General features: G+C 63.6%; 22 protein-coding genes. 14 read left to right on the top strand and 8 right to left on the bottom strand.

What is annotated here, in order from left to right; all coding sequences use genetic code 11:
• Positions 1 to 174: 174 nt before the first annotated feature.
• Positions 175 to 1,659, top strand: coding sequence for an MFS transporter (locus tag ACH6CX_RS17010; RefSeq protein ID WP_370636813.1), 1,485 nt, complete (start codon positions 175 to 177; stop codon positions 1,657 to 1,659).
• A gap of 145 nt (positions 1,660 to 1,804) precedes the next feature.
• Entirely contained in the window at positions 1,805 to 3,214 is a 1,410-nt protein-coding gene (locus tag ACH6CX_RS17005; RefSeq protein WP_334078599.1) for an amino acid carrier protein, read from the top strand.
• 119 nt (positions 3,215 to 3,333) lie between these two features.
• Here the strand turns inward: ACH6CX_RS17005 and ACH6CX_RS17000 are convergent, their stop codons facing one another.
• Complete coding sequence (locus ACH6CX_RS17000) at positions 3,334 to 3,927, bottom strand: L,D-transpeptidase family protein (RefSeq protein WP_233006442.1); 594 nt, start codon at positions 3,925 to 3,927, stop codon at positions 3,334 to 3,336.
• 541 nt (positions 3,928 to 4,468) lie between these two features.
• Here ACH6CX_RS17000 and ACH6CX_RS16995 point away from each other — a divergent pair.
• Positions 4,469 to 6,139, top strand: coding sequence for an NAD(P)/FAD-dependent oxidoreductase (locus ACH6CX_RS16995; RefSeq protein ID WP_237062825.1), 1,671 nt, complete (start codon positions 4,469 to 4,471; stop codon positions 6,137 to 6,139).
• Between the two features lie 273 nt (positions 6,140 to 6,412).
• A complete protein-coding gene (locus ACH6CX_RS16990) occupies positions 6,413 to 6,667 on the top strand; it encodes a hypothetical protein (protein WP_237062823.1) in 255 nt (84 codons plus the stop codon).
• A gap of 225 nt (positions 6,668 to 6,892) precedes the next feature.
• Here the strand turns inward: ACH6CX_RS16990 and ACH6CX_RS16985 are convergent, their stop codons facing one another.
• Positions 6,893 to 8,533: an alpha-amylase family glycosyl hydrolase gene (locus ACH6CX_RS16985; protein ID WP_396676012.1), complete on the bottom strand. Its 1,641-nt coding sequence runs from the start codon at positions 8,531 to 8,533 to the stop codon at positions 6,893 to 6,895.
• 100 nt (positions 8,534 to 8,633) lie between these two features.
• Positions 8,634 to 11,366 (bottom strand): HTH-type transcriptional regulator MalT, encoded by a 2,733-nt coding sequence (gene malT, locus ACH6CX_RS16980; RefSeq protein WP_237062821.1) that lies wholly within the window; start codon positions 11,364 to 11,366, stop codon positions 8,634 to 8,636.
• 322 nt (positions 11,367 to 11,688) lie between these two features.
• Between malT and ACH6CX_RS16975 the strand changes: the two genes are divergently transcribed.
• From ACH6CX_RS16975 to ACH6CX_RS16940, 8 genes are all read left to right on the top strand, one after another.
• Entirely contained in the window at positions 11,689 to 12,576 is an 888-nt protein-coding gene (locus ACH6CX_RS16975; protein ID WP_233006437.1) for a hypothetical protein, read from the top strand.
• Between the two features lie 79 nt (positions 12,577 to 12,655).
• A complete protein-coding gene (locus ACH6CX_RS16970; RefSeq protein ID WP_334078601.1) occupies positions 12,656 to 13,306 on the top strand; it encodes an MBL fold metallo-hydrolase in 651 nt (216 codons plus the stop codon).
• Between the two features lie 81 nt (positions 13,307 to 13,387).
• Positions 13,388 to 13,960 (top strand): DUF2799 domain-containing protein, encoded by a 573-nt coding sequence (locus ACH6CX_RS16965; RefSeq protein ID WP_233006436.1) that lies wholly within the window; start codon positions 13,388 to 13,390, stop codon positions 13,958 to 13,960.
• 10 nt (positions 13,961 to 13,970) lie between these two features.
• Entirely contained in the window at positions 13,971 to 14,402 is a 432-nt protein-coding gene (locus tag ACH6CX_RS16960) for a hotdog fold thioesterase (protein WP_233006435.1), read from the top strand.
• On the top strand, positions 14,399 to 15,106 hold the full coding sequence (locus ACH6CX_RS16955; RefSeq protein WP_233006434.1) for a M48 family metallopeptidase: 708 nt from the start codon (positions 14,399 to 14,401) through the stop codon (positions 15,104 to 15,106). The genes ACH6CX_RS16960 and ACH6CX_RS16955 overlap by 4 nt, the downstream gene beginning before the upstream one ends.
• A 93-nt stretch (positions 15,107 to 15,199) precedes the next feature.
• Positions 15,200 to 15,568: a DUF2750 domain-containing protein gene (locus ACH6CX_RS16950; protein ID WP_334078602.1), complete on the top strand. Its 369-nt coding sequence runs from the start codon at positions 15,200 to 15,202 to the stop codon at positions 15,566 to 15,568.
• A gap of 92 nt (positions 15,569 to 15,660) precedes the next feature.
• Positions 15,661 to 16,080: a VOC family protein gene (locus ACH6CX_RS16945; RefSeq protein ID WP_233006432.1), complete on the top strand. Its 420-nt coding sequence runs from the start codon at positions 15,661 to 15,663 to the stop codon at positions 16,078 to 16,080.
• On the top strand, positions 16,077 to 17,006 hold the full coding sequence (locus ACH6CX_RS16940) for an SDR family oxidoreductase (protein WP_233006431.1): 930 nt from the start codon (positions 16,077 to 16,079) through the stop codon (positions 17,004 to 17,006). Before ACH6CX_RS16945 ends, ACH6CX_RS16940 begins: the two co-directional genes overlap by 4 nt.
• 30 nt (positions 17,007 to 17,036) lie before the next feature.
• On the opposite strand, the gene mnmH is transcribed toward ACH6CX_RS16940, so the two are convergent.
• On the bottom strand, positions 17,037 to 18,125 hold the full coding sequence (mnmH, locus tag ACH6CX_RS16935) for a tRNA 2-selenouridine(34) synthase MnmH (RefSeq protein WP_233006430.1): 1,089 nt from the start codon (positions 18,123 to 18,125) through the stop codon (positions 17,037 to 17,039).
• Positions 18,126 to 18,209: 84 nt separating this feature from the next.
• Between mnmH and ACH6CX_RS16930 the strand changes: the two genes are divergently transcribed.
• Positions 18,210 to 20,078, top strand: a complete 1,869-nt coding sequence (locus tag ACH6CX_RS16930) for an SLC13 family permease (protein ID WP_233006429.1) — start codon at positions 18,210 to 18,212, stop codon at positions 20,076 to 20,078.
• A gap of 21 nt (positions 20,079 to 20,099) precedes the next feature.
• Here the strand turns inward: ACH6CX_RS16930 and ACH6CX_RS16925 are convergent, their stop codons facing one another.
• The gene (locus ACH6CX_RS16925; protein WP_396676007.1) at positions 20,100 to 20,546 is read right to left on the bottom strand and encodes a CBS domain-containing protein; all 447 of its coding nucleotides are present in this window, start codon (positions 20,544 to 20,546) and stop codon (positions 20,100 to 20,102) included.
• Between the two features lie 604 nt (positions 20,547 to 21,150).
• Between ACH6CX_RS16925 and ACH6CX_RS16920 the strand changes: the two genes are divergently transcribed.
• Positions 21,151 to 21,624: a hypothetical protein gene (locus ACH6CX_RS16920; protein ID WP_233006427.1), complete on the top strand. Its 474-nt coding sequence runs from the start codon at positions 21,151 to 21,153 to the stop codon at positions 21,622 to 21,624.
• 78 nt (positions 21,625 to 21,702) lie between these two features.
• On the opposite strand, the gene cobB is transcribed toward ACH6CX_RS16920, so the two are convergent.
• The 3 genes from cobB to selD all read right to left on the bottom strand — a co-directional run bounded on the left by cobB (position 21,703) and on the right by selD (position 26,242).
• Entirely contained in the window at positions 21,703 to 22,416 is a 714-nt protein-coding gene (cobB, locus tag ACH6CX_RS16915) for a Sir2 family NAD+-dependent deacetylase (RefSeq protein ID WP_396676005.1), read from the bottom strand.
• Between the two features lie 84 nt (positions 22,417 to 22,500).
• Complete coding sequence (locus ACH6CX_RS16910; RefSeq protein ID WP_233006425.1) at positions 22,501 to 23,808, bottom strand: NAD(P)/FAD-dependent oxidoreductase; 1,308 nt, start codon at positions 23,806 to 23,808, stop codon at positions 22,501 to 22,503.
• A gap of 136 nt (positions 23,809 to 23,944) precedes the next feature.
• Positions 23,945 to 26,242: a selenide, water dikinase SelD gene (gene selD, locus ACH6CX_RS16905; RefSeq protein ID WP_233006424.1), complete on the bottom strand. Its 2,298-nt coding sequence runs from the start codon at positions 26,240 to 26,242 to the stop codon at positions 23,945 to 23,947.
• Positions 26,243 to 26,389: the final 147 nt, after the last annotated feature.

Genomic DNA, 26,389 nt, shown 5'->3' with positions numbered 1-26,389 from the left:
CTCCGGACCGGGGGCTCCCGCGCAGTCAGCGATGAGTCTTTGCCCCGCCGGCACTGCCCGGCCAGGGGAGCCCTGCACGGTTTCGTGCGCCGATGCCTCGCTGGCTAATGGCCCCGGCCCGTTGTGCGAACCGAGATTCTTCCCACAACGATAACGAAACTCGCAGAGATGAAGATGAAACAGCCCAAGTTACCCTTCTGGCAGGTCTGGAATGTCAGCCTCGGCTTCCTCGGTGTGCAGTTTGGCTTTGCCCTGCAGAATGCCAACGCCAGCCGGATCCTCTCCGACCTGGGCGCGGACCTGCACTCGCTGTCCCTGTTCTGGATCGTCGCGCCCCTGATGGGACTGATTGTGCAGCCGATCGTGGGCTCCGCCTCGGACCGTACCTGGAGCCGCTTCGGTCGCCGCAACCCCTATATCCTGTTCGGTGCCATCGCCGCGGCGGTGGGGATGGCCTTTATGCCCAATGCGGGGATCGTGGTGGCTTTCGTGGCACCGATCCTGTTCGGCGGGGTGATGCTGGCGCTGATGGATGCCGCCTTCAATGTCACCATGCAGCCGTTCCGCGCCCTGGTATCCGATATGGTGCCCTCCGAGCAGCGCACCCTGGGCTACTCGGTGCAGTCGCTGCTGATCAACATTGGCGCCGTGCTGGGATCCATGCTGCCGTTTATCCTCACCAACGTGATCGGCCTGGAGAACACTTCCAGGGCCGGTGAGGTGGCGCCCTCGGTGATCTGGGCCTTCTACATTGGTGCCTCGGTGCTGCTGGGCAGCGTGCTGTGGACCGTGTTCCGCACGAAGGAGTACGCCCCCAGAGAGTACAACGCCTACAAGGGGATCGACGAGAAAGCGCTGGCCCGCGAGCTGGCCGAGCGCAAGACCCTGCTGCAGCGCCTCGGTGGTTTCACCCGCCTGCTGTTCAATATGCCCCGCACCATGCGCCAGCTGGCAGTGGTGCAGTTCTTCTCCTGGTTCGCCCTGTTTATCATGTGGGTGTATACCACCCCGGCCATTACCCAGCATGTCTGGGGCGTGGACGCCAAGTGGTTCGACCACGATTACCTGGCCACCGTGGGCCAGATCCCCGACCATATTGCCGCCGCCAAGGGCGCCGCGGGTGACTGGGTGGGGATTATCTTCGCCGCCTATTCGCTGTTTGCCGCGATCTTTTCCATTGCCCTGACCCGCATCGCCGGTGCCCTGGGCCGCAAGCCCACCTACGCGCTGTCGCTGCTGCTGGGGGGCGTGGGCTATATCAGCTTCCTGCTGTTCAAGGGCGGTGCGCCGACCCAGGTAGACCTGCTGATCACCGAGGTTACGGTGCCCAGCGGCGCGCTGGGGCTGTTGCTGCCGATGGTGGGAGTGGGCATTGCCTGGGCCGCGATCCTGGCCATGCCGTACTCGATCCTGTCCGACTCCCTGCCGGCGAGCAAGACCGGCGTTTACATGGGGATCTTCAATTTCACCATCGCCGCACCGCAGATCCTGTCGGCGCTGGTGGCGGGCCCGATCCTGCACAGCGTGTTCGACAACCAGGCCATTTACATCATCGTGCTGGCCGGTGTGTTCATGATCCTGGGTGCCCTGTCGGTGTTCTTCGTGCGGGAGCCCGAAGTGGCCCCGACCGGGCTGGAACCCGAGCCGGCGGTTGCCTGACCGGCTCCCGTTGTTGCCAACCAAGAAGCCCCTCAATGAGGGGCTTTTGTGTTTTCTGGCCGTCGAGCCTTCGCTTGCCTGTTTTGACAAGCGGGCGCGCCGCTTCATAGACTCCCGGATCTACCCGTAATTGACTGAAACCTGCATGTCATTCCTACAATCCATCGATGCGGCACTCGCCGCGTTCGCCTCGTTTGTCTGGGGCACTCCGCTGCTGGTCCTGCTGGTGGGCGGCGGGCTCTATCTCCTGATCGTCTCCCGCGGCCGGCCCTATCGCCACCTGGGGCACAGTATCGACCTGCTGCGGGGCAAGTACGATAACCCCGATGACCCCGGCCAGGTGCCACACCGGCAGGCGCTGTCCACCGCCCTGTCCGGAACGCTGGGGCTGGGCAATATCGCCGGTGTGGCGATTGCCATCAGTACCGGTGGGCCGGGTGCGATCTTCTGGATGTGGGTGACCGCCCTGGTGGGGGTGGCGACCAAGTTCTACACCGCCAGCCTGTCGGTGATGTATCGCGGGCGGGATGCCGCCGGCGAGCTGCAGGGTGGCCCCATGTATGTGATCCGCGAGGGCCTGGGACGGCGCTGGATGCCGTTGGCGCTGCTGTTTGCGGTGGCCGGGCTGTGCGGCATGCTGCCGGTGTTCCAGTCCAACCAGACCGTGCAGTTGCTGCGGGAATCCTTCGCCGTGCCACTCGGGGTGGTGGGCGAGGACGGTTCGTTGTGGTTCGACTTCGCCATCGGCCTGGTGCTGGCCATCGCCGCCGCGGTGGTGATTGCCGGGCGCATCCAGCGCATCGGCAAGTTTGCCGTGCGCGTGGTGCCGGGCATGGTGCTGTTCTACCTGGCGCTGACGTTTATCGTCATTGGCTATTTCTGGCAGGACGTGCCGGCGGCGCTGTGGCTGATTGTGAGCGACGCCTTTTCCGGGCAGGCGGTGGCCGGTGGTGCACTGGGCGCGGTGATTGCCACCGGTATCAGTCGCGGGGCTTTCTCCAATGAAGCCGGTATCGGCACCGAGTCCCTCGCCCACGGTGCGGCCAAGACCACCGAGCCGATCCGCGAGGGTGTGGTGGCGATGGTGGGCCCGATTGTGGATACGCTGGTGGTGTGTACCTGCACGGCGCTGGTGATCCTGCTGACCGGGGTGTGGCAGCACGGGGAGGGGATCGAGGGCGTATCGCTGACCGCCGAGGCCTTTTCCCAGGTGTTTGGCCACTGGGGACCGGTGTTGCTGTTGTTGATGGTGTTGCCGCTGGCGTTCAGCACCATCGTTACCTTCTGGTATTACGGCGTGAAGTGTTTTGTGTTCCTGTTCGGGACCCGCTACCAGGCGCTGTATACCGCAGCCTATATCGCCCTGATTGTCATCGGCGCGGTGGCGTCCCTGAATGCGGTCAACAGCATCATCATCGGTATGTACGCGGTGATGGCGGTGCCCACCATGACCTCGACCCTGGTACTGGCAAAACGGGTCAACCGGGCCGCCCACGATTACTTCACCACCCACGACCTCGAGGCAAGCGGGGTAAGCAAGGGCTCACCTTCCTGAGGCACCGGGACGCGCTGGTACGCTGGCGCAGTCGCTGAATCGCGCGGCAGTACTCGCAAACGAAAGCCCCCTTCCCGGGCAGGGAAGGGGGCTTTTTTTATGCCCGCCAGGTGAGCGGGTCAGTGGACGATGCTGACCTTGGTGCCCGTTGGTGTATGGGCGAAGAAAATCTTCGCCATATGCCAGGGCAGGCGGATACAGCCGTGGGAGTCGGGCCAGCCCGGCACGCGGCCGGCGTGCATGGTGATGGCACCGTTAACGCGCATCATGAAGTCCATCGAGGCACCGCGGAAGACTGCACCCGGGGGGCGGCGATCGCGGCGCACATCCACATTGCTGCGCATTACATAACCCCGCGGGCTGACATAGTGGCCGTAGAGGTTGGAGCGGTGGTTCACCTTTTTCTCGGAAATACGGAAGGTGCCCGTGGGGGTGCGGTGGCCGGGCTTACCGGTGGATACCGGCGACATTCCCACCAGCCGGCCGCCCTTGTAGTAGTAAGCCATCTGGTCACTCAGGTCGATGCGGATATGTGCCGCTCCGTGCCCCGCGTCGGGCCGGAACCAGGCCGAGCCATTGTGCTGGGATGGATGGCGCTGGTAGGGGTACGCATAGTCGCGGGCCTGGGCCAGCGGCGCCAGTAAGCTGCCGCTGCCGATCAGCAGGGCTGCGGTGATGGAAAAGATCTTGGTTAGCGAACGACGGCTCTGCATTGCACACCTCTCTTGCAAACAGCTGCATCTGCGAGATGAACCCGCCGCGCGCACCTTCGCGAGGCAAAAGGAACCTACACGTCCGGCAGACGCGACAACAGGTTGTGTATTTCCCCAAAGCGGCGACCGGTGTTTCCTGGTCTCTGCCGCAGACTGGGCCCGGGCGGTAAAACCGCGAACGAGTGGTGTGGATAGTAGGGTTGGGGCTGGCGCGCTTTTACACGAATTAGGTATTACGCCCCGATGGGATAGATACAAGGGGCATAGATGGCAGTTAGGGCCGTTCTGGCTGGCGGCCCAGAAGTAAAACTTTGTTTTGTAAAAAGGAAAATTAATCGAACTTTTATTCAGTTTTGGGTCGCAATCTGTAAAATGGGGTTGGATTATTTCGATTCTGAATAAAAAATCCTCTTTCTATAGCAGGCTTTGCAGTAGCTGGAGGCGCCCCGGGGCGTGGCTGTTCAGGGAATCGGGATAGGCAAGCAAACCGGCCCCCAGAGGTACCCGGGCCGAAAATCCACCGGGCTCCAGGAAGACAACAATGAGAAGCCGTAAGACCCTTTCCCCTATCGCGGGACTGCTGCGCCGTATGCGCGCGGCACAGGAACTCTCCGACAAAACCGGCATTCCCGCCGACGAAAGTCTCGACATCATCAATGAAGGTGCACGCCACGGCGGCAAGAACGCCTCCGAAGAAGGCCGTCGCCAGTTCCTCAAGCAGCTGGGCCTGGGCGCCGCAGTGCTGGGCACCGCCGGTGCCGCGGGTACCGCCTCACGCCCGGCGCAGGCCATTGCCGGTGGTGCCACTGACCCGGGCCGTGTCGCCATTATCGGTGGCGGCGTTGCGGGCATCCGCTGTGCGCACCGTCTGTACCAGTACAACGGCGCCACCAGCAAGGTATTCGAGGGCAACACCCGCCTGGGCGGTCGTGTAAACACCAACCGCGATATCTTCGGCCGTCCCGTGGAGCGTGGTGGTGAGCTGATCTCCACCGAGCACAGCTATGCGCGCAACCTGGCCAACCAGCTGGGGCTGGACGTTGAGGACGTGAACGGCAATGCCGTGCCCGGTGGCAATGAGCTGTACTGGGTGAATGGCCAGCGCTATACCGAGCACCAGTTGAATGCCGAGTGGCGCGACGTGTACAAGGTTTTCAAGCAGGCCCAGCAGGATGCGCCCTGGCTGCCCACCTACGACTGGCACAATGCCATGCACAAGGAGCTGGACCATATCGACGTGAACACCTGGCTGGATCACGTGGGTATCGGGGCCAACTCCAATATGGGCCAGGTCTTCCAGGCGGACATCGTGGCGGAATACGGTATACAGCCGGAAGACACCACCGCCCTGAACCTGATCTACCTGCTGGCCTGGAACCCGATCAACACGGCACTGCCGCTGGCGGGCACCGATGAGCGCTTCCGTATCTCCGGTGGTAACGACCAGCTGGTAACGCGCATGGTAGAGGAGTTGCCGGAAGGTACCATCGAGACCGGCCGCAAGCTGATTGCCGTCAAGGGTGATATCAACGGCCCGTACAAGCTGACTTTTGCCGATGGTTACGAGTATGTATGTGATCGGCTGGTACTGGCGCTGCCGTTCTCGGTATTGCGCGATGTGGATATCGATGCGCGCATTTACGACTCCTTCCTGCCGCAGAAGCGCCGTGCGATCGAGGAAATGGGCTTCGGTACCAACGGCAAGCTGGCGGTGCATTGCGCGACCCGTCCGTGGACACAGCCGCAGGTGGTCGACGGCCAGCAGTTCACCCCGAATGGTGTTACCTATGTGGGCCGTCCGGAGCTGTTTGATACCTGGGATTCCACTTCGGTAACCGGCAGCCAGGATGGCATCCTGGTGGACTTCTTCGGTGGCAGCTACGGCAGGGAAATTGGTGGCGACAAGCCGTTCGCGCCGCCGTCGAAGAGGGACCTGGACCACTTCTTCGGCATCGTGGATAACGTATTCCCGGGCACCAGTGATGCCTTTACCGGCACCGCCATGCTGTCCAAGTGGGCCGCGAACCCCTGGTCGAAGGGTTCCTACTCCACCCAGACTTTCGGTGGTTACACCGGCTGGTGGGGGGCGCAGGGCCTGCAGGAAGGCAACATCCATTTCTGTGGCGAACACACCGCCCTGGAAATGTTTGGCTATATCGATGGTGCCATCAGCACCGGCGAGCGGGCCGCACAGGAAATCCACCAGGGCTGACAGCCGCTGGCTGGGTTTTGCCTGCGAGAGGCGTACCGGAAACGGTGCGCCTTTTTTATTACGTAATGGATGTTTTATGCCATATGGCTGCGGTGACCTGCGCTGGATCCCGCACGTCTGTGCGACCGGTCTACGCATGTTGGGAGGCTGACCCTACTATCTGCCGTGTATACAGCCTGTGCCCGGCGGGAGCACCTGTTGGTTTCCCTGGTGAGTGCGGTCTCCGTGCATTTCCCGCGCGGGCGCGAGCAGGTTCCGTGAGGAGTAGAGCCAATGAAACGAGTATCCCTGGGCCTGTTGGCCTGGCTTGTCCTGGTGCCGGCTGTATTAGCAGCGGACCGGAAGCCAACCGAAGAAGAGAAGGCGAAAATTGAGGCGGCGCTCGATTCGGTCAGCTGTGAGCTGGGCGTCATCGAGGTAAAGGATTACGGATACCGGGTAATCAGCGCCAGTTGCGAGGGGCGGGGAAGCTGGGTGGTCAAGCTCGACCAGTCTTTCCAGGTGATCAGCCGCAAGCGCGACGATTGAATCGTGCTCTTGGGGCCCGCCTGACACCCGGATGCACTGCCCGAGGGAATTGCGGGCAGAAAAAAGCCGGCTCGGGGCCGGCGAAGAGAGATGTCAAAAGTGCCATCCATTGCGGTACAAGTGACGAGAGAAATAGGGTGAGGTGAGGCGCCCCGCGGTGACGAATGGCGGTTCAGGGCCGCGGGGTGCCTCGTAAACTGACTGATTCGGGCTACCTGCCGTTCTCTAGTTAATTTTCCGGTAGAGCACGCGGGCACCCGCCACGGGCAGGGCGATGCTGCTGTCGGTGACCTTGCCGGCGAAGCCCGCCGGGGTGATATCGCGTGCGTTGCTAAATTCTGCGGGCAGCTCCAGGGAGCCGGCTTCGTGGCCGAAGTTGGCGACCACAAAAAACTCTTCTGTCCCGGTGCGGCGGTAGAACGCCAGCAGGTCGCCGCCGGTGTCGACGATTTCCTGCTCGGCAGTGGCCAGTCCCGGCCACTCGTGGTGCCACTTGAGCAGCGCGCGGAAGCGGTTCAGCATCGATGCGGAATCGTCCTCCTGCAGGCTTACCGCCTTGTGGTAATGCTCGTCCGGCACCGGCAGCCAGGGCTTGACCCGGGAAAAACCGGCATTGATCTCGCCGCCGTTGGACCAGGGCATGGGAGTGCGACAGCCGTCGCGGCCCTTGAATTCCGGCCACAGGTTGATGCCGTAGGGATCCACCAGGTCCTCGAAGGCGATATCCGCCTCCTCCAAGCCCAGTTCCTCACCCTGGTACAGGCACACGCTGCCGCGCAGGGCCAGCTGGGTCAGCAGGAACATCGGCACGCGTGCCGCAGCCTGTTCCGGGTCAAAGCCCCTGTTCCAGCGGGTCATGGGGCGCGGCACATCGTGGTTGCTGATGGACCAGCAGGGCCAGCCCTCCTCGATCACCCGCTGGTTCTTGCGCAGGGTCTCGCGCAGGAAACCGGCACTGCAATCCTCGGCCAGCAGGTCGAAGGAGTAGGCCATGTGCAGCCGGTTTTCGGTGGTGTAATCGGCCATGATCTTGTGGGTATTGTCGTCGCCCACTTCGCCCACGGTCACGGTTTCCGGGTACTGGTCCATCAGGGCGCGCACGCGCTGCAGGAATGCCAGGTTCTCCGGCTGGGACTTGTCGTGGATGTGCCACTGGTAATGGTAGGTATTCACCGGTGGCTGGCCCTTCTCGTCCAGCTCCAGCGGCCGCGCAGGATTGTCCTGCAGGGACTGGTTGTGGAATGCGTGGTTGATGGCGTCCAGGCGGAAACCATCGACGCCGCGGTCGAGCCAGAACTTCAGATCTGCCAGCAGTTGCTCCTGGACTTCCGGGTTGTGCAGGTTCAGGTCCGGCTGTTCCTTGAGGAAGTTGGTCAGGTAGTACTGGCGACGGCGGGTGCACCAGCGCCAGGCGCTGCCGCCGAAGTTGGACATCCAGTTGTTGGGGGCGCTGCCATCGGGCCGGGGGTCTGCCCAGACATACCAGTCCGCTTTCGGGTTGTCGCGACTGGAGCGGCTCTCCTGGAACCAGGGGTGCTGGTCGGAAGAGTGGCTGAGGATCTGGTCGATGATGATCTTCAGGTCGCGGGCATGGGCTGCCTCGATCAGGTTGTCGAAGTCCTGCAGGTTACCGAAGATCGGGTCCACATCGCGGTAGTCGGACACGTCGTAGCCGAAGTCCACCATCGGCGACTTGAAAAAGGGTGAGATCCAGATGGCATCCACGCCCAGGGACTGCACATAGTCGAGCTTGCTGGTGATACCCGCCAGGTCACCGATACCGTCGCCATTGGCGTCGCAGAAGCTGCGCGGATAGATCTGGTAGATAACGCTGTTGCGCCACCACTCGGTGTTGTTGCCACTCATAACTACGTCCCATCGGCAGTCGTTTCTCAGGATAGGGTCAGTATGGCGATGGCGGGCAACTGATGCCTCCTCCCCGAGTGGGGAGGAGGGCGAGAGAAAGTCAGGAATGACCCTGGTCGGAGGGCTGGTCCTGCACCGAGCGGAGCATCTGCTCGGCCAGGGCAATGGCCTCCTGGCGGTCCTTCACATCCAGTTTCTGGTACAGGCTGCGAATATGGGTCTTGATGGTGCTGGGCGCTACCTTGAAGTGCCGGGCGATACGCTCGTTCGACAGGCCGGAGTGGATGGCGTTGAGCACCTGCCACTCCCGCGGGGTAAGCGGCGAGTGTCGCAGGAAGTCGGGCACCGCATCGCTGTCGAGGATTTCACGGATGATGGTCTCGTCCAGCTCGATCCTGATTCCGCCATCCAGTTCCGGTTGCTGCTGGGCCAGGCGGATCAGTTCCTGGGCCTTGTCCTGCTCGGCTTCACCCAGGCCGCTGTCGATGGCGGCCTTGAGGATCACGATCAGCGGCTTGCCGACCTGCAGGAAGCTGGCCTTGAAATCCCGTTCCACGGCGATGCTGAGGGCCTCGCGGATGGCATGCACGGCGGCCTCGCGCTGTTCCCGCAGCCACAGCAGGTGCGCTTCCAGCACCAGGTTGCGCAGGCAGTCGGTCACCAGGCCGCACTCGCGCGCCACCTGTTGCAGCCGGCTCAACAGCCGGTTGGCGTCAGACCAGCGGTGTACCTCGATCAGGGCGCGCACATGGTTGCGGCCATGGCACTGCTCGAAATGGTTGCTGGGACGGTCCGCCACCGGCTGCGCCTGCTCCAGCCAGGCGGCGATGGCCTGCTGGTCGTTGAGGGCGCGCCAGGCGCGCAGCCGCGCCGCATCGGCATTGGCGACCCAGTCGCGGTGGTAGCGCTCGCCGGCCAGCAGGCGGTCGATGCGCGACAGCCATTCCAGCGACTCGTCCCGCTCGCCGCGGGCCTGGGCCACCTTGAGCAGCAGGCTGTACTCCTGCAGCAGCCAGCGTTCGCCGGCCTTGCGGTTGATCTGCATGCCGCGCCGGGCCGAGGCGGCAGCGTCTTCCAGGCGGCAGTCCTCCCACTCCAGCTGGCCGCCCAGCCGGCAGATAAATTCGGAGATGGGCAGGCCCACCAGGTGGTGTTCCTCCACCAGCCGCTGGGCCCGTTCCTGCAGGGCGGCAGCCTTCTTCAGCAGGCCCTGGGCGATGGCGATCTCGGTCTGCTGGCAGATGGCCCAGGCGGCACTGGGATGGTCATTCTCGGCCAGCGCCAGTGCTTCCACTTCACGCATATGGTCGATGGCATCATCCAGCGCGCCGAGGCAGAAGCCGGTTTCCCCCACCACCAGCAGCGCGGCGATACGCTCGCCCAGCTGGTCGGGGCGCAGCAACTCCAGCGCCTCCTCGGCATACTCCTTGGCTACCAGTGTCTGGCCGCGGGCCACGGCGGCCTGGGCGCGCACGGTGGCAAAGGCACCCTCGAAATCACGCCACTGCTCCGGGTCCTCGCGCTGCAACCAGCTCTCTGCGGCGGTCAGGACCTTCTCGCACTGGTCGTATTCAAAATTATCCCGCGCCAGCTTGGCGGCAATCAGGGTAAAGCGGGCGTTGCGCTGCAGCTTGTCGGCGCCGAGCCAGGTCAGGCAGTCATTGAGGACGCGGATCTGCCCCTCACGCAGGAACTGCTCGCCCTGGGTGTGCAGCAGCTGCTGCAGGCGCTCGGTATCCTCCGCCGCCAGTGCGTGGCGCAGGGCCTCCAGCGGCTGCCCCAGCTCCTGCCAGGTGTCACTGGCGATACGGTGCAGTTCCTGCAGCCGGGTTTTCTCGGTCAGCTGGCGCTGGAGGAAGCGCGCGAACACCGGGTGGTAGCGGAACCACTGGCGACTGGAGTCCTGCGCCTGCAGGAACAGGCCGCGGCGTGCCGTCTGCTCCAGTAGCTGCTGGCCGCCCTCGAGGCCACTCAGGCGCTCCGCCAGGGTGGCATTGACGCGGGTGAGGATGGAGGTGCAGGCGAGCAGCTCGCGCAGTTGTGGCTCCAGCCGTTCCAGCACTTCCTCGGCCAGGTAATCGAGGATATGGGAGTGGCCCTGCTCCAGCTCACCCAGGTATCGATCCACTTCCTCGGCGTTGCGCACGGACAGGGCGAACAGTTGCACCGCCGGGGGCCAGCCCTCGCTGAGCTGGTGCAGCTGCTCGACGCGGTCGTGGTCGAGGCTGAAAGGCAGGCGCTGCTGCAGCAGTTGTGCGGTTTCCGCGACATCCAGGGCCAGCTCGTCGCTGCCCAGCTCCAGCAGGCGGCCCTGGACCCGCAGGGTGGCGAGCCCCAGCGGCGGCTGGCTGCGGCTGGTAAGGACCACGCCGATACCCGCGGGTGCGTGGCGCAGCAGGAAGCGGGTGATGTCGTGCACCGCCTCGCTGTCGATCTGGTGGTAGTCGTCGAGCACGATACGCAGCTCGCTGGGCAGGCCGCGCAGCTCCGCCAGCAGCTGGCTCACTACCAGCGACGGGTCGGGGCGTTGCTGGGCGCTGACCAGGGCGTGGGTTTCAGGCACGCCATTACCGGTGGCGCGGTGGACGCTCTCCACCAGGTAGCGGCAGAACTGGCTCGGTTCGTTATCGCCACTGTCCAGCGAGAACCAGGCCACCGGGCTGTCCTGGTTGGCGGCCCAGGAGGACACCAGGGTGGTCTTGCCATAACCCGCCGGGGCGGTCACCAGCATGACCTGGTCGATATCGCCCCGGTCCAGCAGGGAGAGCAGGCGCGGGCGCGCCAGGGTGTTCTCCGGGCAGTCCGGCAGGCTGTATTTGGAGGCTAGTAGCATCGCTGAGAGTCGGCCCGTTGATTGGTTTTTGTACAGGCGTAATTATGCATGATGAGCATCCCATGGCTACCGCTGCGTGACATCCTCCCTCGCGGGGGAGGATGTCGGCATCGATCCCGGCGCAGGGTGTCCTCCCGGTGGTTTGGCCGGGCGCTTGCAAAACCGTGACCAGATGGTACTTTCGTGTTCAACCTGCGACCAGGTTCCGGTTTTTCAGCGGTGCCATTACACACAATGTGACAAAAACGAGCCGCGCAGATGTCCTGACGTGGCCAGAACAACAAACACAACAACAAAAAAGAACAACCAATCAGGGGCATTCATGACCGATATAGTCATTCTGGCAGCGCCGGGAATGGGGGCGGCAGACGATAGTTTCGCCGAACCGCTGTTCCGCGCCTTGCGCCAGGGGCTGGGGGACGACTGGGGGCGGCTGCACTGCGACACCATTCCCTGCCACGAACACCTGCACACCAACGTCGAGCGCGTCTTCGAGGGGATGAAGAAGCGCGATATGGATTTCCTGCGCGCGCGCCGCTTTATGCTGTACGGCATGGCCGAGAGCGCCGCGCAGTTCTCTTCTTCGCAGCAGCGCGACGGCAACTACGACAAGACCCAGCAGGCCATTTACCGCACCCTGGAAAAGGCCGCCGCCGCTGCCGGCGACACCGCGCCGGTGTTGCTGCTGAGCCATTCCGCCAGTTGTGCGACGCTGTCCAATTACCTGTGGGACGCCCAGCGCCCCACCATCGGCCATGGGGTCTGGCGCGACGGCGGGCCGCGTGGGGTGCACAAGGGCTCGGCCCGCGACCTGTTCCTGCGCCTGAAGACCCTCAGTCACTGGTACACGCTGGGGCCCACCATGCCGCTGTGGTCCGCCGCCCTGCCACGGGAGCAGATCCAGGCGGTGACCGCCGACACCCGCGGTTACAGCTTCCGCTGGAAGAATTTCTACCACCCCGATGACCTGTTCGGATGGCCACTGAAACCCCTCAGCCCCTCCTACAACCAGGCGGTGTACCGGGATTACGAAACCTGTTCGCTGGCAGAAACCGGTGCGGCGCAGTGGGGGCCACAGCTGGTGGCGCACCAGGGATACTGGGACAGTGAGCTGGTGCAGGAGCAGTTGCTGCAGGATCTGCGTGCCCTGTTGCAGCGTACCGGAGGGCGTCCGGTGGCGGGCCGGGGCCACACCGCCGCCACTGCCTAGGTGTCCGGAGCGGTGCCGCTGAATCGTGTGTTCGCCTCTGTATAATGGCGGCTGAATTCAACGTTGGTGGTTTACTCCTATGTCCCTGCAGTTTCATACCGTCCCGGTCACGCCCTTCCAGCAGAACTGCACGCTGCTGTGGTGCAATGACAGCAAGCGCGCCGCGGTGGTCGACCCCGGCGGCGATATCGAGCGTATCCTGGCGGCGGTGGAAGAGCGTGGCCTGGAACTGGAGAAGATCCTGCTCACCCACGGGCACCTGGACCACGTCGGTGGTACCGCCGCGCTGGCGGCGCAGCTGCAGCTGCCCATCGAGGGTCCGCAGCGCGAGGATGCTTTCTGGATCGAGCAGCTGGCGGTGCAGACCCAGATGTTCGGTTTCCCTCCGGTGGAGACCTTTACCCCGGATCGCTGGCTGGAGCAGGGCGACACCGTCACCGTGGGTGAGGAGACGCTGGAGGTGCACCACTGCCCCGGCCATACGCCGGGCCATGTGATCTTCTTCCATCCCGGCAGCCGGCTGGCCCTGGTAGGGGATGTGCTGTTTGCGGGCTCCATTGGCCGTACCGATTTTCCCCGCGGTGACCACGACACCCTTGTCCGGTCTATCCGCGAGAAGCTGTGGCCGCTGGGTGACGACGTGCGCTTTATTCCGGGCCACGGCCCCATGTCGACCCTTGGCCACGAGCGCGAGACCAACCCCTTTGTCGCGGACAAGCGCTTCGGCTGATGTGCCCGCGAAAGCGATTCAGGGCAATGCAGTAAGCCAATGACAGGACCGCGTGCCGCGTGGTCAATCGAGAGGCCAATCATGATAAGACTGAAGAGCCTGCTGATCCCTGCCGCCGCCCTGGTGCCGGTGCTGCTGTCCGGCTGCGCGGTGATTTCCGAGGAGCAGTGCCGCGCGGGCAGTTGGTATGAGCTGGGCGTCCAGGATGGCAGCCGCGGTGTCGGCCAGGCAAAGGTCTTCGAAATGGCGCAGGAGTGCCAGCATTACGGTGTGCGGGTGGACAGTGAGGCCTGGCTGCGCGGCCACGAGGAGGGGGTGGAGGAATACTGCACCGCGGCAAATGGTTTTTCCCAGGGGCGCCGTGGGCGCAATTACCAGGGCGTGTGCACCGGTCCCACCGCCGACCTGTTCCTGAAAGAGTATGAACGTGGGCTGGCGCTCTACCGGGTGGAACAGGAGTACCGCCAGCTGGTCAGCCGCCACGAATACCTGCGGGATGAGCTGTATTCGGTCCGCGCCGCGCTGCGCTCGGCGGAGTCCGAGGAGCAAGTCCAGGTGCTGCAAATGCGTCGCCGGTCCCTGCGCCGCGAGCTGCGAATGCTGGACCTGGAACTGCATCGGTTCGGCGCCCCTGGCGTCAATTTCTGGTACTGAGGAAGTTTGTATGGGTATCTGGCACCGGGAAGTCTCCCTGGCAGAGCTGAACGAGATGTGCAGCGGCTGTATGCCGGCGCACGTGGGCATTGAAGTCACCGAGCTGGGTGACGATTACCTGACCGCCACCATGCCGGTGGACCGGCGCACGCGCCAGCCGTTCGGTATCCTGCACGGGGGTGCCAGTGTGGCGCTGGCGGAAACACTGGGGTCCATTGCCGCCAACCTGGTAGTGGATGGGGAAAAGTTCTACTGCGTCGGCCAGGAGATCAACGCCAATCACTTGCGCCCGGTGGCGGAGGGTGTGGTTACCGGCACCACGCGCCCGGTACACATTGGCCGCAGCAGCCAGGTGTGGGAAATCCGCATTACCGACCCGGCGGGCAAGCTCAACTGTATCTCCCGTATCACCATGGCCGTTCTGCCCCACGGCGACCGATGATCGACGCCGGGCAGTACGTATTCGAGGAAGTGCCGTACCGGCTGGTGCGCTCGCCCCGGCGCAAGCGCCTGGGCCTGGTGCTGGCCGGGGCCGGCGTGGAAGTGCGGATACCGCAGCGCTGCGCGGCGCGCCACGGCCATCGCTTCCTGCAGGAAAATATCCACTGGGTGCGTGCCCAGTTGCTGCAGGCGCGCCAGCGCGCGGCGGAAATTCCCCGGCATCGTTTTGCCTTCGGTGAGGCATTCCCCTGGCTGGGAGGCCGACTGCCGCTGTTGCGCGCCGCGCGCCCGGCAGACGCCGGTATACGCGATGATGCCATCTACCTGTATACCCGCGCGCGCGAGCCCGACGCGCAACAATTGCAGGCCGCCCTGCAGCGGCTCTACCAGCGCGAGGCACTGGCGCAGTTCCAGCAGCGCTCGGCTGAAGTGGCGGCGCGGCTGGGATTGCGCTTCAGCTCGGTAAGGGTACGGCGCACACGCAGCAAATGGGGGCACTGTACCCTGCGTGGCGAATTGCAGTACAACTGGCTGGTGTGCCTTGCGCCGGTAATGGTGGTGGATTACCTGGTGGCGCACGAGGTGTGCCACCTGCGGCACCATAACCACAGCCCGGACTTCTGGGCGCTCGTGGCAAGTGTCTGCCCGGATTACCGCGAGCAGCGGCGCTGGTTGCGGGACAACGGCCACCGGCTGGTACTGTGAGTCCGTTTCGTGCCGGTCCCCTGCGCCATGTTGTCTTTGGTGCCTTGCGCGAATCTGGCGTAAACTGCCATCGAATTCCAAGGTACCGCTGCCATGCAAGTCGAACCCCTGAGCAATGATTTTGAAGACAACTGCGCGCGCTTCCTGCCGGAAGCCGCTGGGCAGGGCTGTGTCTGGGCCCTGGAGGGCGAGGAGGGTTTCGCACTGTGCGCGTCGGAAAAATATCCGGAAACGGATGTGATGCCCTTCTGGTCGCAGCGGGAATTCGCCGAGGTACATATTTCCGGCGACTGGGCCGGCTACCGGGTGGTGGCAGTCGACCTGGAAGAGTTTATGGATGACTGGCTGACCGGCATGCACGACGACGTGCTGCTGGTGGGCATCAACTGGAACGGCGAGCTGGAAGGAATTGAGCTGGAACCGCTCGACCTGCTGGAGCAGCTGGAACAGGAGCTGCAGTAACAGCCTTACAGGCCTGGTGGCGCCGGCATCAACCGGACCGGGTCTGCGGGTTGCCGGCCAGCGGAGAAGATAACGATAACAGGGGTCTCAGGATGGGACAGTTTCTCGGTCTGCGCACTGTAGTTTACGGCGTCTCGGAACTTGCGGAGGCGCGGGGCTGGTATACCCAGGTGCTGGAACTGGAACCCTACTTCGAAAGCGAGGGTTACGTGGGCTTCGACGTCGGTGGCTTCGAACTGGGCCTCAACCCCGATGCCCGCAGTGTCACCAGCCGCGCCGATGGCGTGATCGCCTACTGGGGGGTCACCGATATCGCTGCCGAGGTGGAGCGATTGAACACCCTCGGGGCCCGCCAGCACGGGGAGACCGTGGATGTGGGGGACGGCATCCGGATGGCCAGCTTCCTCGATCCATTCGGTAATATCTTCGGCCTGATCGAGAACCCCCATTTCCGCGAGCGGGCGCCGGCAGCCGCCGGTGCAGAGCAGGAACCATGGAGCCGCGACCAGTGAATAAACCCCCTGTCTCGAGTTATCGCCCATCGGATGCCGGCTTCGCCGCCGAAAGCCTGGTACAGATCGGCCGCGGCTACGTGGTACCCGACCGGGTTGCGCTGATCACCGGCTGTTCCAGTGGTATCGGGCGCGAGCTGGCCCTGGCCCTGCACCGCCGCGGCACCATCGTGATCGCCACCGCGCGACGCCCGGAGAGCCTGCAGGAGCTCGCGGACATGGGCATTGCCACCGAGGCACTGGACGTCAACTCCCAGGCCGACATCAATCGCGTGGTGCATGCGCTCAAGGCCGCTTACGGTCGCCTGGATATCCTCATCAACAATGCCGGTTACGGCCAGATGGGACCGCTGATCGAACTCGATACCCGTGCGCTGGAAAACCAGTTCCGCACCAATGTCTTTGCTCCCATGGCCCTGATCCGTGCCTGTGCGCCGTTGATGCGCTCGGCCCGTCGCGGCCTGATCTGCAACATCGGTTCGGTGTCCGGTGTCCTGCCGACGCCCTTTTCGGGCGCCTACTGCGCCTCCAAGGCGGCACTGCATACGCTGTCCGATGTGCTGCGACTGGAGCTCAAGCCCTTTGGCATCCGCGTGATGACGGTGCAGCCGGGTGCGATTGCGTCCGAATTTGGCCGCCATGCGGAGGTTTCCCTGCGCGGGTTACTGGCGCCGGACTCCTGGTACAAGCGACAGGAAGATGCAGTGCGCGCGCGCGCGCAGGAGTCCCAGCACAACGCCACCCTGGCAAGGGAAATGGCGCGGCAGCTGGTGAAGGAATTGCTGCGCAAGCGCCCCCGGCGCCTGGTGCGGATCGGCAACCGCAGTCGAATGCTGCCGTGGATGGCGCGCTGGCTGCCCCGGCGGCTGCGCGACCGGATACTGGCGCGGCGCTTCCAGCTGACCCGCACTTCCCCCAGCTCCTGAGAGGTACTGCAAGGTCAATTGCCGGCGGCGTCACTCACCGGGGCGGGATGCCAGCCACTCAGCCACTTCCGCATAAGTGCCGCGGAACAGCACAGTGCCGGCATGTTTCTGCATGGTGTGATCGTAGGCGCGGTCGTAGTACTCGCTCAGCAGCGACATCACCACCGGGATATAGCCGTCGCTGTTGCCGCTGCGGGCCAGCTCGGCATTGGCGGCAGCCAGCTGTTCGTCCAGCTGCTGGTGGCGCAGGCCGCCCAGGCGCTTGCGCAGGCGCGCCAGGCTGGTGCGTAATTCTTCCCCCAGGGCTGTGTGCGGTCCTTCATCGGCGTCGGCGAAGCGGGTCAGTGCGGTGCTGACATAGTCGCGCACGATCCGCCGGGCGCGGTCCTCCACCGGCTCGTCCACCAGCACCCGCGGCGCTACATGCATACCCTGGCGCAATATCACCGGCAGCGCGCAGCGCCCGATCAGGCGGCTTTCGTCCTCCAGGAAAACCGGTCCCTGTCCCTCGCCGAGCTTCAGGAGTTCGATACCCAGTTCATTCTCGAAGTCGATCTGCGAAGGCTGGGGAAGGCTGGTACGGCCGAATGATGATCCCCGGTGCCGGGCAATCCCCTCCAGGTCCACCGCGCGGTGGGCATATTGCAGCAGCTCGGTCTTGCCGGACCCGGTGTGGCCGCTCAACACCACAAAGGACAGGCGCGCGCACTGGCGCGCCAGCTCCTCGATCAGGAAAGTGCGCATCGCCTTGTAGCCGCCCTCGACCAGCGGGTAGTCAATGCCGGCCTCGCGCAGCAGCTGCTGGGCGGTGCGCGAGCGCAGCCCGCCGCGGAAGCAGTACAGGTAGCCATTGGGGTGGCGCTCGATAAACCCGCGCCAGGCGGCCAGGCGCTCGGCCCGGACCTCGTCGGTGGCCAGGGTCCAGCCCAGGTCGATCGCGGCCTGCTGGCCGGCCTGTTTGTACTCGGTACCCACCGCCTCCCGTTGGCGATCGTCCAGCAGGGGGTGGTTCTCACTGGTGGGGAAGGCGCCGCGGGCAAATTCCACCGGGGCGCGCACATCCATCAGCGGGATGTCATCCAGGAACAGCTGGCGGTAGTTGTCGGTGTTGTGGCGCAAATCATGACTCCTCTCAAGGCGGCGTGAGTGTAACCTGAAAAGAGGATTTCCACAGGACCAGGTTGCCACGGACGCCGGCTTCCCATGACGCTCGACCAGCTCACGCTCTTCATTATTCTCAGCATTACCATCGCCATGTTTATCTGGGCGAACTGGCGCCATGACATGGTGGCGCTGGGATCGCTCCTCGCCTGTGTGGTGACGGGGCTGGTGGCGCCGGAGGACGCTTTCGATGGTTTTGGCCACCCGGCGGTGGTGACCGTTGCCTGTGTGCTGATCCTCAGTCGCGGCCTGCAGAGCACTGGCGCCATGGATGTCCTGGCCCAACGGCTGATCCCCAGGAGCGGCAGCGTAACCGCAATCATCGCTGCGCTGACCGCGGTCGGGGCGCTGATGTCCGGCTTTATGAACAACGTCGGCGCCATGGCATTGTTGATGCCGGTGGCAGCGGATGTGGCCGAGCGTAACAAGCTGCCACCGGGCAAGGTACTGATGCCGTTATCGTTCGGCACCATCCTGGGGGGCATGACCACCCTGATCGGCACCCCGCCCAACCTGATCGTATCGGGCTTTCGCGACAGCGCCGGTGCCGGCAGTTACGGTATGTTTGATTTCACCCCGGTAGGCCTGGTGGTGGCACTGGTGGGCGTGGCGTTTGTATCGCTGATCGGCTGGCGCCTGGTTCCGTCCCGCACCCAGGCGGGGGCCGCCACCTTTGACACCGGTACCTACCTGACCGAGGCGCTGGTGGAGGAGAAAAGCGCCGCCGATGGGAAAACCCTGTGGGAAATCTCGCAGATGCTGGAAGAGGAGGATGCCCAGGTTGTGGGGGTGGTGCATAACGACACCCGGGTCTCCCCGGCCACGCCGGCGCAACGCATCCGTAGCGGGGATATCCTGATCATGGAGGCGGAACCGGAGGCGCTGACCACGTCGGTTTCGAAGCTGGGTTTGCGCCTGGCGGCAGACCCGGAAGAGGAGGATGCCCAGGACAAGAAGCAGGAACAGCGCCGGGAAAAGAAGGAAAAGAAGAGCCGTCACCGGGAGAGCGGCGATGAGGAAGAGAAAGATAAGGACAAAGAGCGCTCTACCGCCGACGATATCCAGCTGCGGGAACTGGTAGTAATGCCGGATTCGCCACTCACCGGCCGTACATCGCGTATGTTGCGGTTGCCGGCCCGCTATGAAATCAACCTGCTGGCGCTGTCCCGCCAGGGGCGTCGCTCGGTCCGGCGCCTGCGCTCGACCCCGCTGCGGCCCGGTGACGCGCTGCTGATGATGGGCACCGACGACAGCCTGAATACTTTCGCTGCGGAGCAGGGCTGTGTTCCCCTGGCCAAGCGGGATATCAGTATCCCCAACAAGGAAAAAGCCGTGGTCGCCCTGGTGGCCATGGCGCTCGCGGTGGCGGGGGCGGCCTTCGGCCTGCTGCCCGCGGCGATCTCGTTTTCGGCCTGCGTGCTGGCTTTTATGGCGTTGAAAGTGATGCCGTTGCGCAGCGTCTACGAGTCTGTGGACGGTGCGGTAATTGTGTTGCTGGGGGCACTGATTACCGTGGCGGAGGTAATGGAGCAGACCGGCGCCGCGGACCTGATCGCTCGAGTGCTGCTGGATAATATTGCCCAGGGTAACGCAGTGATTACCCTGGTGATCCTGCTGGTGGTAACCATGACCCTGTCGGACTTCATGAACAATGCCGCCACCGCCGCGGTGATGTGCTCGATCGCCATCAGTGCCGCGGCCCAGCTGCAGGTGAACCCCGACAGTTTCCTGATGGCGGTGGCGATCGGCGCATCCTGCGCCTTCCTGACCCCGGTGGGGCACCAGAACAATACGCTGATCCTGGGGCCCGGTGGCTTTAAGTTCAGCGATTACTGGCAGATGGGGCTGCCCATGGAAATCCTGGTGATACTGGTGAGCGTACCTATGCTGTTGTGGGTCTGGCCGCTCTGACCCTGCCAATGGTGCGGGTATTCAGGCGATGGAATCGTCTACCGGTTGCGCCAGCTCCGCCAGGAATTTGCCGCAGAAGCGCAATACATCGGTTACCGTGACGATGCCGGCGAGTTCGCCCTCGCGCATTACCAGCACCGAGCCGATGCCGGTATCGGCCATGGCCGTCAGGATCCGGTCCAGGGGGTCGTGGATATCGGCAATATAGGGGCGCCGGGCACAGAGGTCGTGTACATACAGCTGTTGCTCCTCCAGCCGGTGTCCCGGAGCGTTGGCGCGCTCTATATCGCCCCGCGAGATAATCGTTTCCAGGTCTCCATCCCGGGTTACCGGCAGGTGGTGGACCTCGTGCTCTTCCATCATTTCCAGTGCCGCCTCAACCGTGGCATTGATATCAATATGTAACGGAAAAGGCGTCATGACTGCAGCGAGTGTGGGTATCTGGTGAATATCATGCGGTTTTGACATATGGGCCCCCGGGTTTTTCCAGCCCAAGTAGCATAGGCCATGGGATCGGCAGGGCCAAACAGATGAACTGTGCGCCACCGCAGTATTAGAACAAAAAGTAAGGCTTACCTGATGTTTTTGGAATATTGATTCTTTATGGCTGTGGTTATCCCGTGAGGCAGGCAATACCAGTTGATATTTAGGGGGGAGGGCTTATTATTCTGCCCCCCGCCGCGCAACACCCCAGCGGCCGGAATGTATATAATTGATGCAACGAGTTATCCAACCTTTATTCGGAATTGTGCCTGGAATCTGTTTTTTGGTTCCGTACAGCCCCGGGGCTGGTAATAACACTCCGTTTAACCGTCGTTTTTCCCGTTCAGGTGCGCCAGTATCGATTGGCTGGAAACCTTTACGGGGTTATATGCCCATGCCCTGGGAAAGTAAAAATAACGGCGACGGTATGGTGGTAATACATAAATAAGTATTAAAAAATTTTATTTGTTTAATAGATTCCTGGTTTCCTGCCAGTGCGTGCATGATCCCAGTCAGCCCGCAGCGTTTTGGCAGCGCAGGAATTGTCCCAGCAAGCACTATCAATATTGCAAGAGTCGAGGTGGAGTGAATGTTTCAGGAGTTTGACCAGATTGAGCAGCAGATTGCCGAGCACCAGGCAAAAATAGAGGAGCTGCAGGAGCAGATGGCCCGGGCGGAACGCAAAAAAGACGGTGTAATTGCTTTCGATAAAGCGCTGGTCAACCTGTCGGCTGAATACCAGATGGACGAAGAGGAGTTCTTTGTCGCCCGTGGTGAGGCCATTGTGAACTGGCTCGTGGCCCAGCTCGATGATGAGGATGCACCGGAATATGTGCAGACCCTGAAGGCGCGCGTGGCCCGCTCGCTGAAGCGTAATGGCGAGGCACCGAAGCGTGGGCGTAAGGCTGCCAACGGCAAGGCCAGCGAGCCCAAGCTGGAAGTTGGCCATTACCGCAATCCTTACACCGGCGGAACCGTGGAAAAGAAAAAGCGCAACCCGAAGCAGCTGAACCAGTGGATTGAAGAGCACGGGCTGGAAACAGTGAAAGAGTGGAAGATCTGATTACCTGAGAAAAACCGGGCAGAAGGTTTCTGCCCGGTTTTTTTACGTTCGATATTCCCCTTTCCATTTCCCTTTCCCTTACTCCTGCCTGTCCAGTATCTCGCCAATGAGTTCGCCAACAGTGCTGGACGCCTTACCGTAGCGGTGCTCGCAAAAGGCATTGCCGAGACGGCTGCGTTCAAGGTTGACTTCTACTGTGCGGGCACCGGCCAGATTGGCATATTCAACAAAGCCTGCTGCCGGATAGACATTGCCGGAAGTGCCAACGCTGATAAACAGGTCGCAGCGTGAGAGTGCATCGTAGATGCGATCCATCTGCAGGGGCATTTCCCCGAACCAGACCACATGCGGGCGCAGGGTGCCGGTGCGGTGGCAGCATGCGCAGGGCATATCGACGGTGAGATCGCCGCGGAGGGGGAACAACCGGCCGCTGGCACTACAGCGCATCTTCAGCAGCTCCCCGTGCATATGCACCAGCGCGCGGCTGCCGGCGCGTTCGTGCAGGTCGTCGATATTCTGGGTGACCAGCAGGAAATTTCCGGTACAGGCCTGTTCAAGCTCCGCGAGGGCCTGGTGTGCCGGATTCGGGGCGACTGCCGGCGACAGCAGTTGCCGGCGCCGGGCATTGTAGAAAGCCTGCACCAGTTGCGGGTCCCGCGCGAAGGCTTCCGGGGTGGCCACATCTTCCAGGCGATGGTTTTCCCAAAACCCGTCGCCGCCGCGGAATGTCTGCAGGCCGGATTCCACGGAAATTCCAGCCCCGGTCAGTACAACGATATTCTGGTAGCGCATTGGCAATGCCCGGCTCTGGATCAGTTGCGTGGAAAACCGGTATTGGGCCCGGAGTACCCGAAAACGGGTTGGCCGGGCCGCGGCTCAGTGAAGCTTCATGCGCGGTTTTACAAAGCGGTTGGCCTGTCCCACCAGGTAGATCACCATGGCTTTTGCCCAGCCGTGCACGGCAGCGAGATGCATGCGGTACAGCGAGCGATAGGCGAGCCCGGCAACGCGTCCCTCGATGGTAAGGCTGCCTTTGACCAGCGCTCCCATCAGGTTGCCCACCGCGGTGTGCTTGCTGAGGGATACCAGCGACCCCCGGTCGTTGTAGCGAAATGCCCGCAGGGGTTTTCCTTCAACCCTGGCAATCAGGTTGTGCTCTGCCACGCCAGCCATCTGTTGCGCGGATTGCGCCCGGGGTGGCACGCGGAAATTCCTGGCATCCAGGCAGCCGGCACAGTCGCCTATGGCGAAGATGTCCGGGTCGGTATCCGATACCAGCTCTGGTGAAACCTCAATCTGGTTGAGCTTGTTGGTGGCCAGGCCATCGAGGCGGGAAAGGAAGTCCGGCGCCTTGACGCCCGCTGCCCAGACACGGATGGCCGCCGGGATTTTCTCGCCGTCTGCAGTGGTCAGCCCGTCGGCCGACGCCTCGGCTACCGCACAGCCGGTTATGACCCGTACACCCAGGCGTTGCAGTTCCCGTTCGGCGTTGTTGCCGAGCCGTGCGGGCAGGGCCGGTAACAGGTGGTCTCCCGCCTCGATCAGGGTAATCTGGAGTGCATCGCTGTCGATCTTGCCATAGCGTCCCATCTGCTCTGCGGCATCCACCAGTTCTGCCGCCAGTTCCACGCCCGTGGCTCCGCCGCCGACAATGGCAATCTGCAGGCGCTCGGTGGTGCGGGTTTCCAGCTGCAGGAACCGGTCCAGCAGCAGCCGGTGAAAGCGGCGAGCCTGCTCACTGCTGTCGAGGAAGACGCAGTGTTCGCGCACCCCCGGCGTGTTGAAGTCATTGCTCTGGCTGCCAAGGGCCAGCACCAGGTAGTCGTACTCGAGCTCCCGCGCGGGAACCAGCTCGTGGTCATCCTCGTCGATAACCGGTGACAGGGTAATAACCTTGCGCTCGCGGTCGACAGACTCGAGGCTGCCCAGCTCGAAGTTGAACTGGTTCTTGCGGGCATGTACCTGGTAATTGAGTGCGTCGAGGCCGGTGTCAATCGAGCCGGTGGCCACCTGGTGCAGCAGGGGTTTCCAGATATGGGTGCGGTTCCGGTCCACCAGGGTTACCCGGGCGGCGGGATTTTTCCGGGTGCGGCCGGGCAGTAGCGAACGATTGAAATAGTGCCCGAGACGGGTGGCGAGCTGTAGCCCCCCGGCACCGCCGCCGACGATTACGATCTGCTTCATGGATGGTCTTCCTGTGTCGTTTTTGAATTCGACTCCCCAACTGTGAAGACCTGATTCTGATTAGTTATGGGCGCAGTATCTCGCGCCGGCAGCGGCTTGGCAATGCCGCGCTGGCGCGTGCCACTGCGGGAGCCGGTCAGGCGCGTACCGGCTCAGCGTTCTCCGCGCGGGGGACTGGGCGGGATTGCTCGCCGGCCCGCTGCAGGGTAATCGGCTGGTCACCGGTTATCTCCGTCACACTGCCGATGATGGTCGCATCGGTGCAGCCTACGCGGTGCAGCTCGCGCAGGCAGTCGCCCGCCCGGTCCGACGGTACCGCAGCCAGCAGGCCGCCGCAGGTCTGCGGGTCCGCCAGCAGCGCCCAGTGTGGCAGCGGCTGCCAGGCACGCGGGTTCTGCACCCGGTCGTAAAAGCGCGCATTTTGGGGATGCAGGCTGGATAACCAGCCCGCTTCGACACAGTCGGCGGCTCCCTCGACCAGCGGCAGCTCCTCCGCCACCAGTGACGCACCACACGCCGGCGGGCCGGCCAGCATTTCCAGCAGGTGGCCCAGCAGGCCGAAGCCGGTGACGTCGGTGAGGGCATGGGTGCCATAGCGCCCGAACACATCCGCGGCACCGGCGTTACTGGTCAGCATGGTTGCCAGTGCATGCTCCACCCAGCGCGGGTGGGCGGCACCGGCGCCCTCCGCGGCCAGTACCGCGCCGATGCCCAGGGGCTTGGTGAGTATCAGCTGGTCGCCCACCTGGGCACCGGTCTTTTCAAGCAGCTGGCCGGCATCGGCGAGCCCGTTGACGGTCAGGCCCAGTTGCATTTCGGCACCCTCGGCGGTGTGGCCGCCGCCCAGCGCGCAGTCGTGCCGGTTGAGTTCGTAGATGGCGCCGTCGAGCAATTGCTGCAGGTCACGCTGCACCAGTTCCGGTGCTGCTACCGGCAGGGTGGCCAGCAGCTGCGCGGTCACGGGCCGTGCATGCATGGCAAACAGGTCGGACAGTGCGTGCAGGGTCGCCAGGCGGCCAAAGATCCACGGGTCGTCGATGGGCGCCCGCAGCTGGTCCGAGCTCTGCACCAGCAGCTGGCCGGGGGGCAGCTCCATTACCGCCGCATCGTCACCGGCGCCGCGCAGCAGGAACTGCGACTGCTGGCGCGGCAGTTGCTGCAGTGCCCGCTGCAGGATCTCCGCACCCACCTTGGCGCCACAGCCGTTACAGCGCATCTGTGACAGGGCGGCGCCGCCGCGTTCGCGCACCGCCTCGGGGCGGCGGCGGAACAGTTGCCGTCCGCCGTCGCGGTCCATGTCCACCGGTAACTCGGCAAAGCGGCGCATAAACGCACGGTCGATATGGTCTTTCCAGCGCCACAGGGATCCTCCCGCCAGGGCCAGGCCGTTGCGGGATGCCACCGCGCGCCGGTCGCCGCAGGACAGCAGGCTGAGAAAATCGCGCTGGGGCCGGAAGGCCCGCAGGGGACGCTCGGTTACCGCGGCGCGCAGGTTATGGAACAGCACCGGGCCCTGGCGCACCGCGTAGACACCGGCCTTGGGCAGCGGTGACGGCACGAAGCTGGCGGTGTCGCCGGCGGCGAACACATTGTCAAAGCCTTCGGCGCGCAGGTTCTCGTCGACACGGACAAAACCCCGCTCATCCAGCGCCAGGCCGCAGTCGGCCAGCCACGGGTGGGCCCCCGCATTGGTGCACAGGGCAATTTCATCCAGTGCCAGGGTGCGATCGTCGTCACTGACCAGGCCCTCGTCGGTGACCGCCTGCACACGCCAGTTGCGGTGCACGGTAACTCCCAGCCGGCGCAGTTCACCCGCTACCAGCCGGCGTGCCAGTAGCGGGTAGCCGTCGGGCAGGTGCGCACCGCCATGGACCAGGTGCACCTCGACCCGCCCGGTATAGATCTGTTCTTCCAGCGACCATGCAATAGCCATGGCCAGCTCGCAGCCGCCGGCGCCGCCACCCACCACACCGATACGGATATGCTCGCGGCTCTTCAGTACACGCTGCTGCAGCTGCTGCCAGAAATGGTGGAAGCGGTTGATGGGTTTTACCGGCACTGCGCGCTGGGCACCCGGCAGGTTGCGGGCTGGGCCGGCGCCGATATCCAGTGAAACCAGGTCGTATTCCAGCTCCGGGCGGCCCTCCAGGGAGATGCGTCGGCTGACCGGGTCAATACGGCGTGCACGGGCACGGATAAAGCGGGCGCCCGCGGCGCGACACAGGCGCACCAGGTCGATATGGGTTTCGTCCAGCTGGTAGTGGCCTGCCACCAGCCCCGGCAGCATGCCGGAATAGGCTGTCTGTACGTCGGGGGACACCAGGGTCAGGCGCACACCGGGCAGGGGGTTCATGGCCCACATCTGCAAGACAATGGCGTGGGAGTGTCCGCCGCCGACAAGGACGATGTCCTGGTAATCAGGGTTCTGTTGCATGATCGCTCGCCGGGAAACCCGGGTGAGTGGTTGGTTGAGATAGACAGTCTATCTGTTCGATCCGAATTCGCATGGAAGTCGGGCGCATTATGGCGAAAGCCGGCGACAGCCGCCAAAAAAAATCGTGGCGCTGGTCTTTAATTACCG

The organism is Microbulbifer sp. JSM ZJ756 (assembly GCF_044383805.1).
Lineage (GTDB): Bacteria > Pseudomonadota > Gammaproteobacteria > Pseudomonadales > Cellvibrionaceae > Microbulbifer > Microbulbifer zhoushanensis.
Note: the sequence above shows the minus strand (reverse complement) of the source record. Positions and strands in the feature narration are given on the sequence as shown.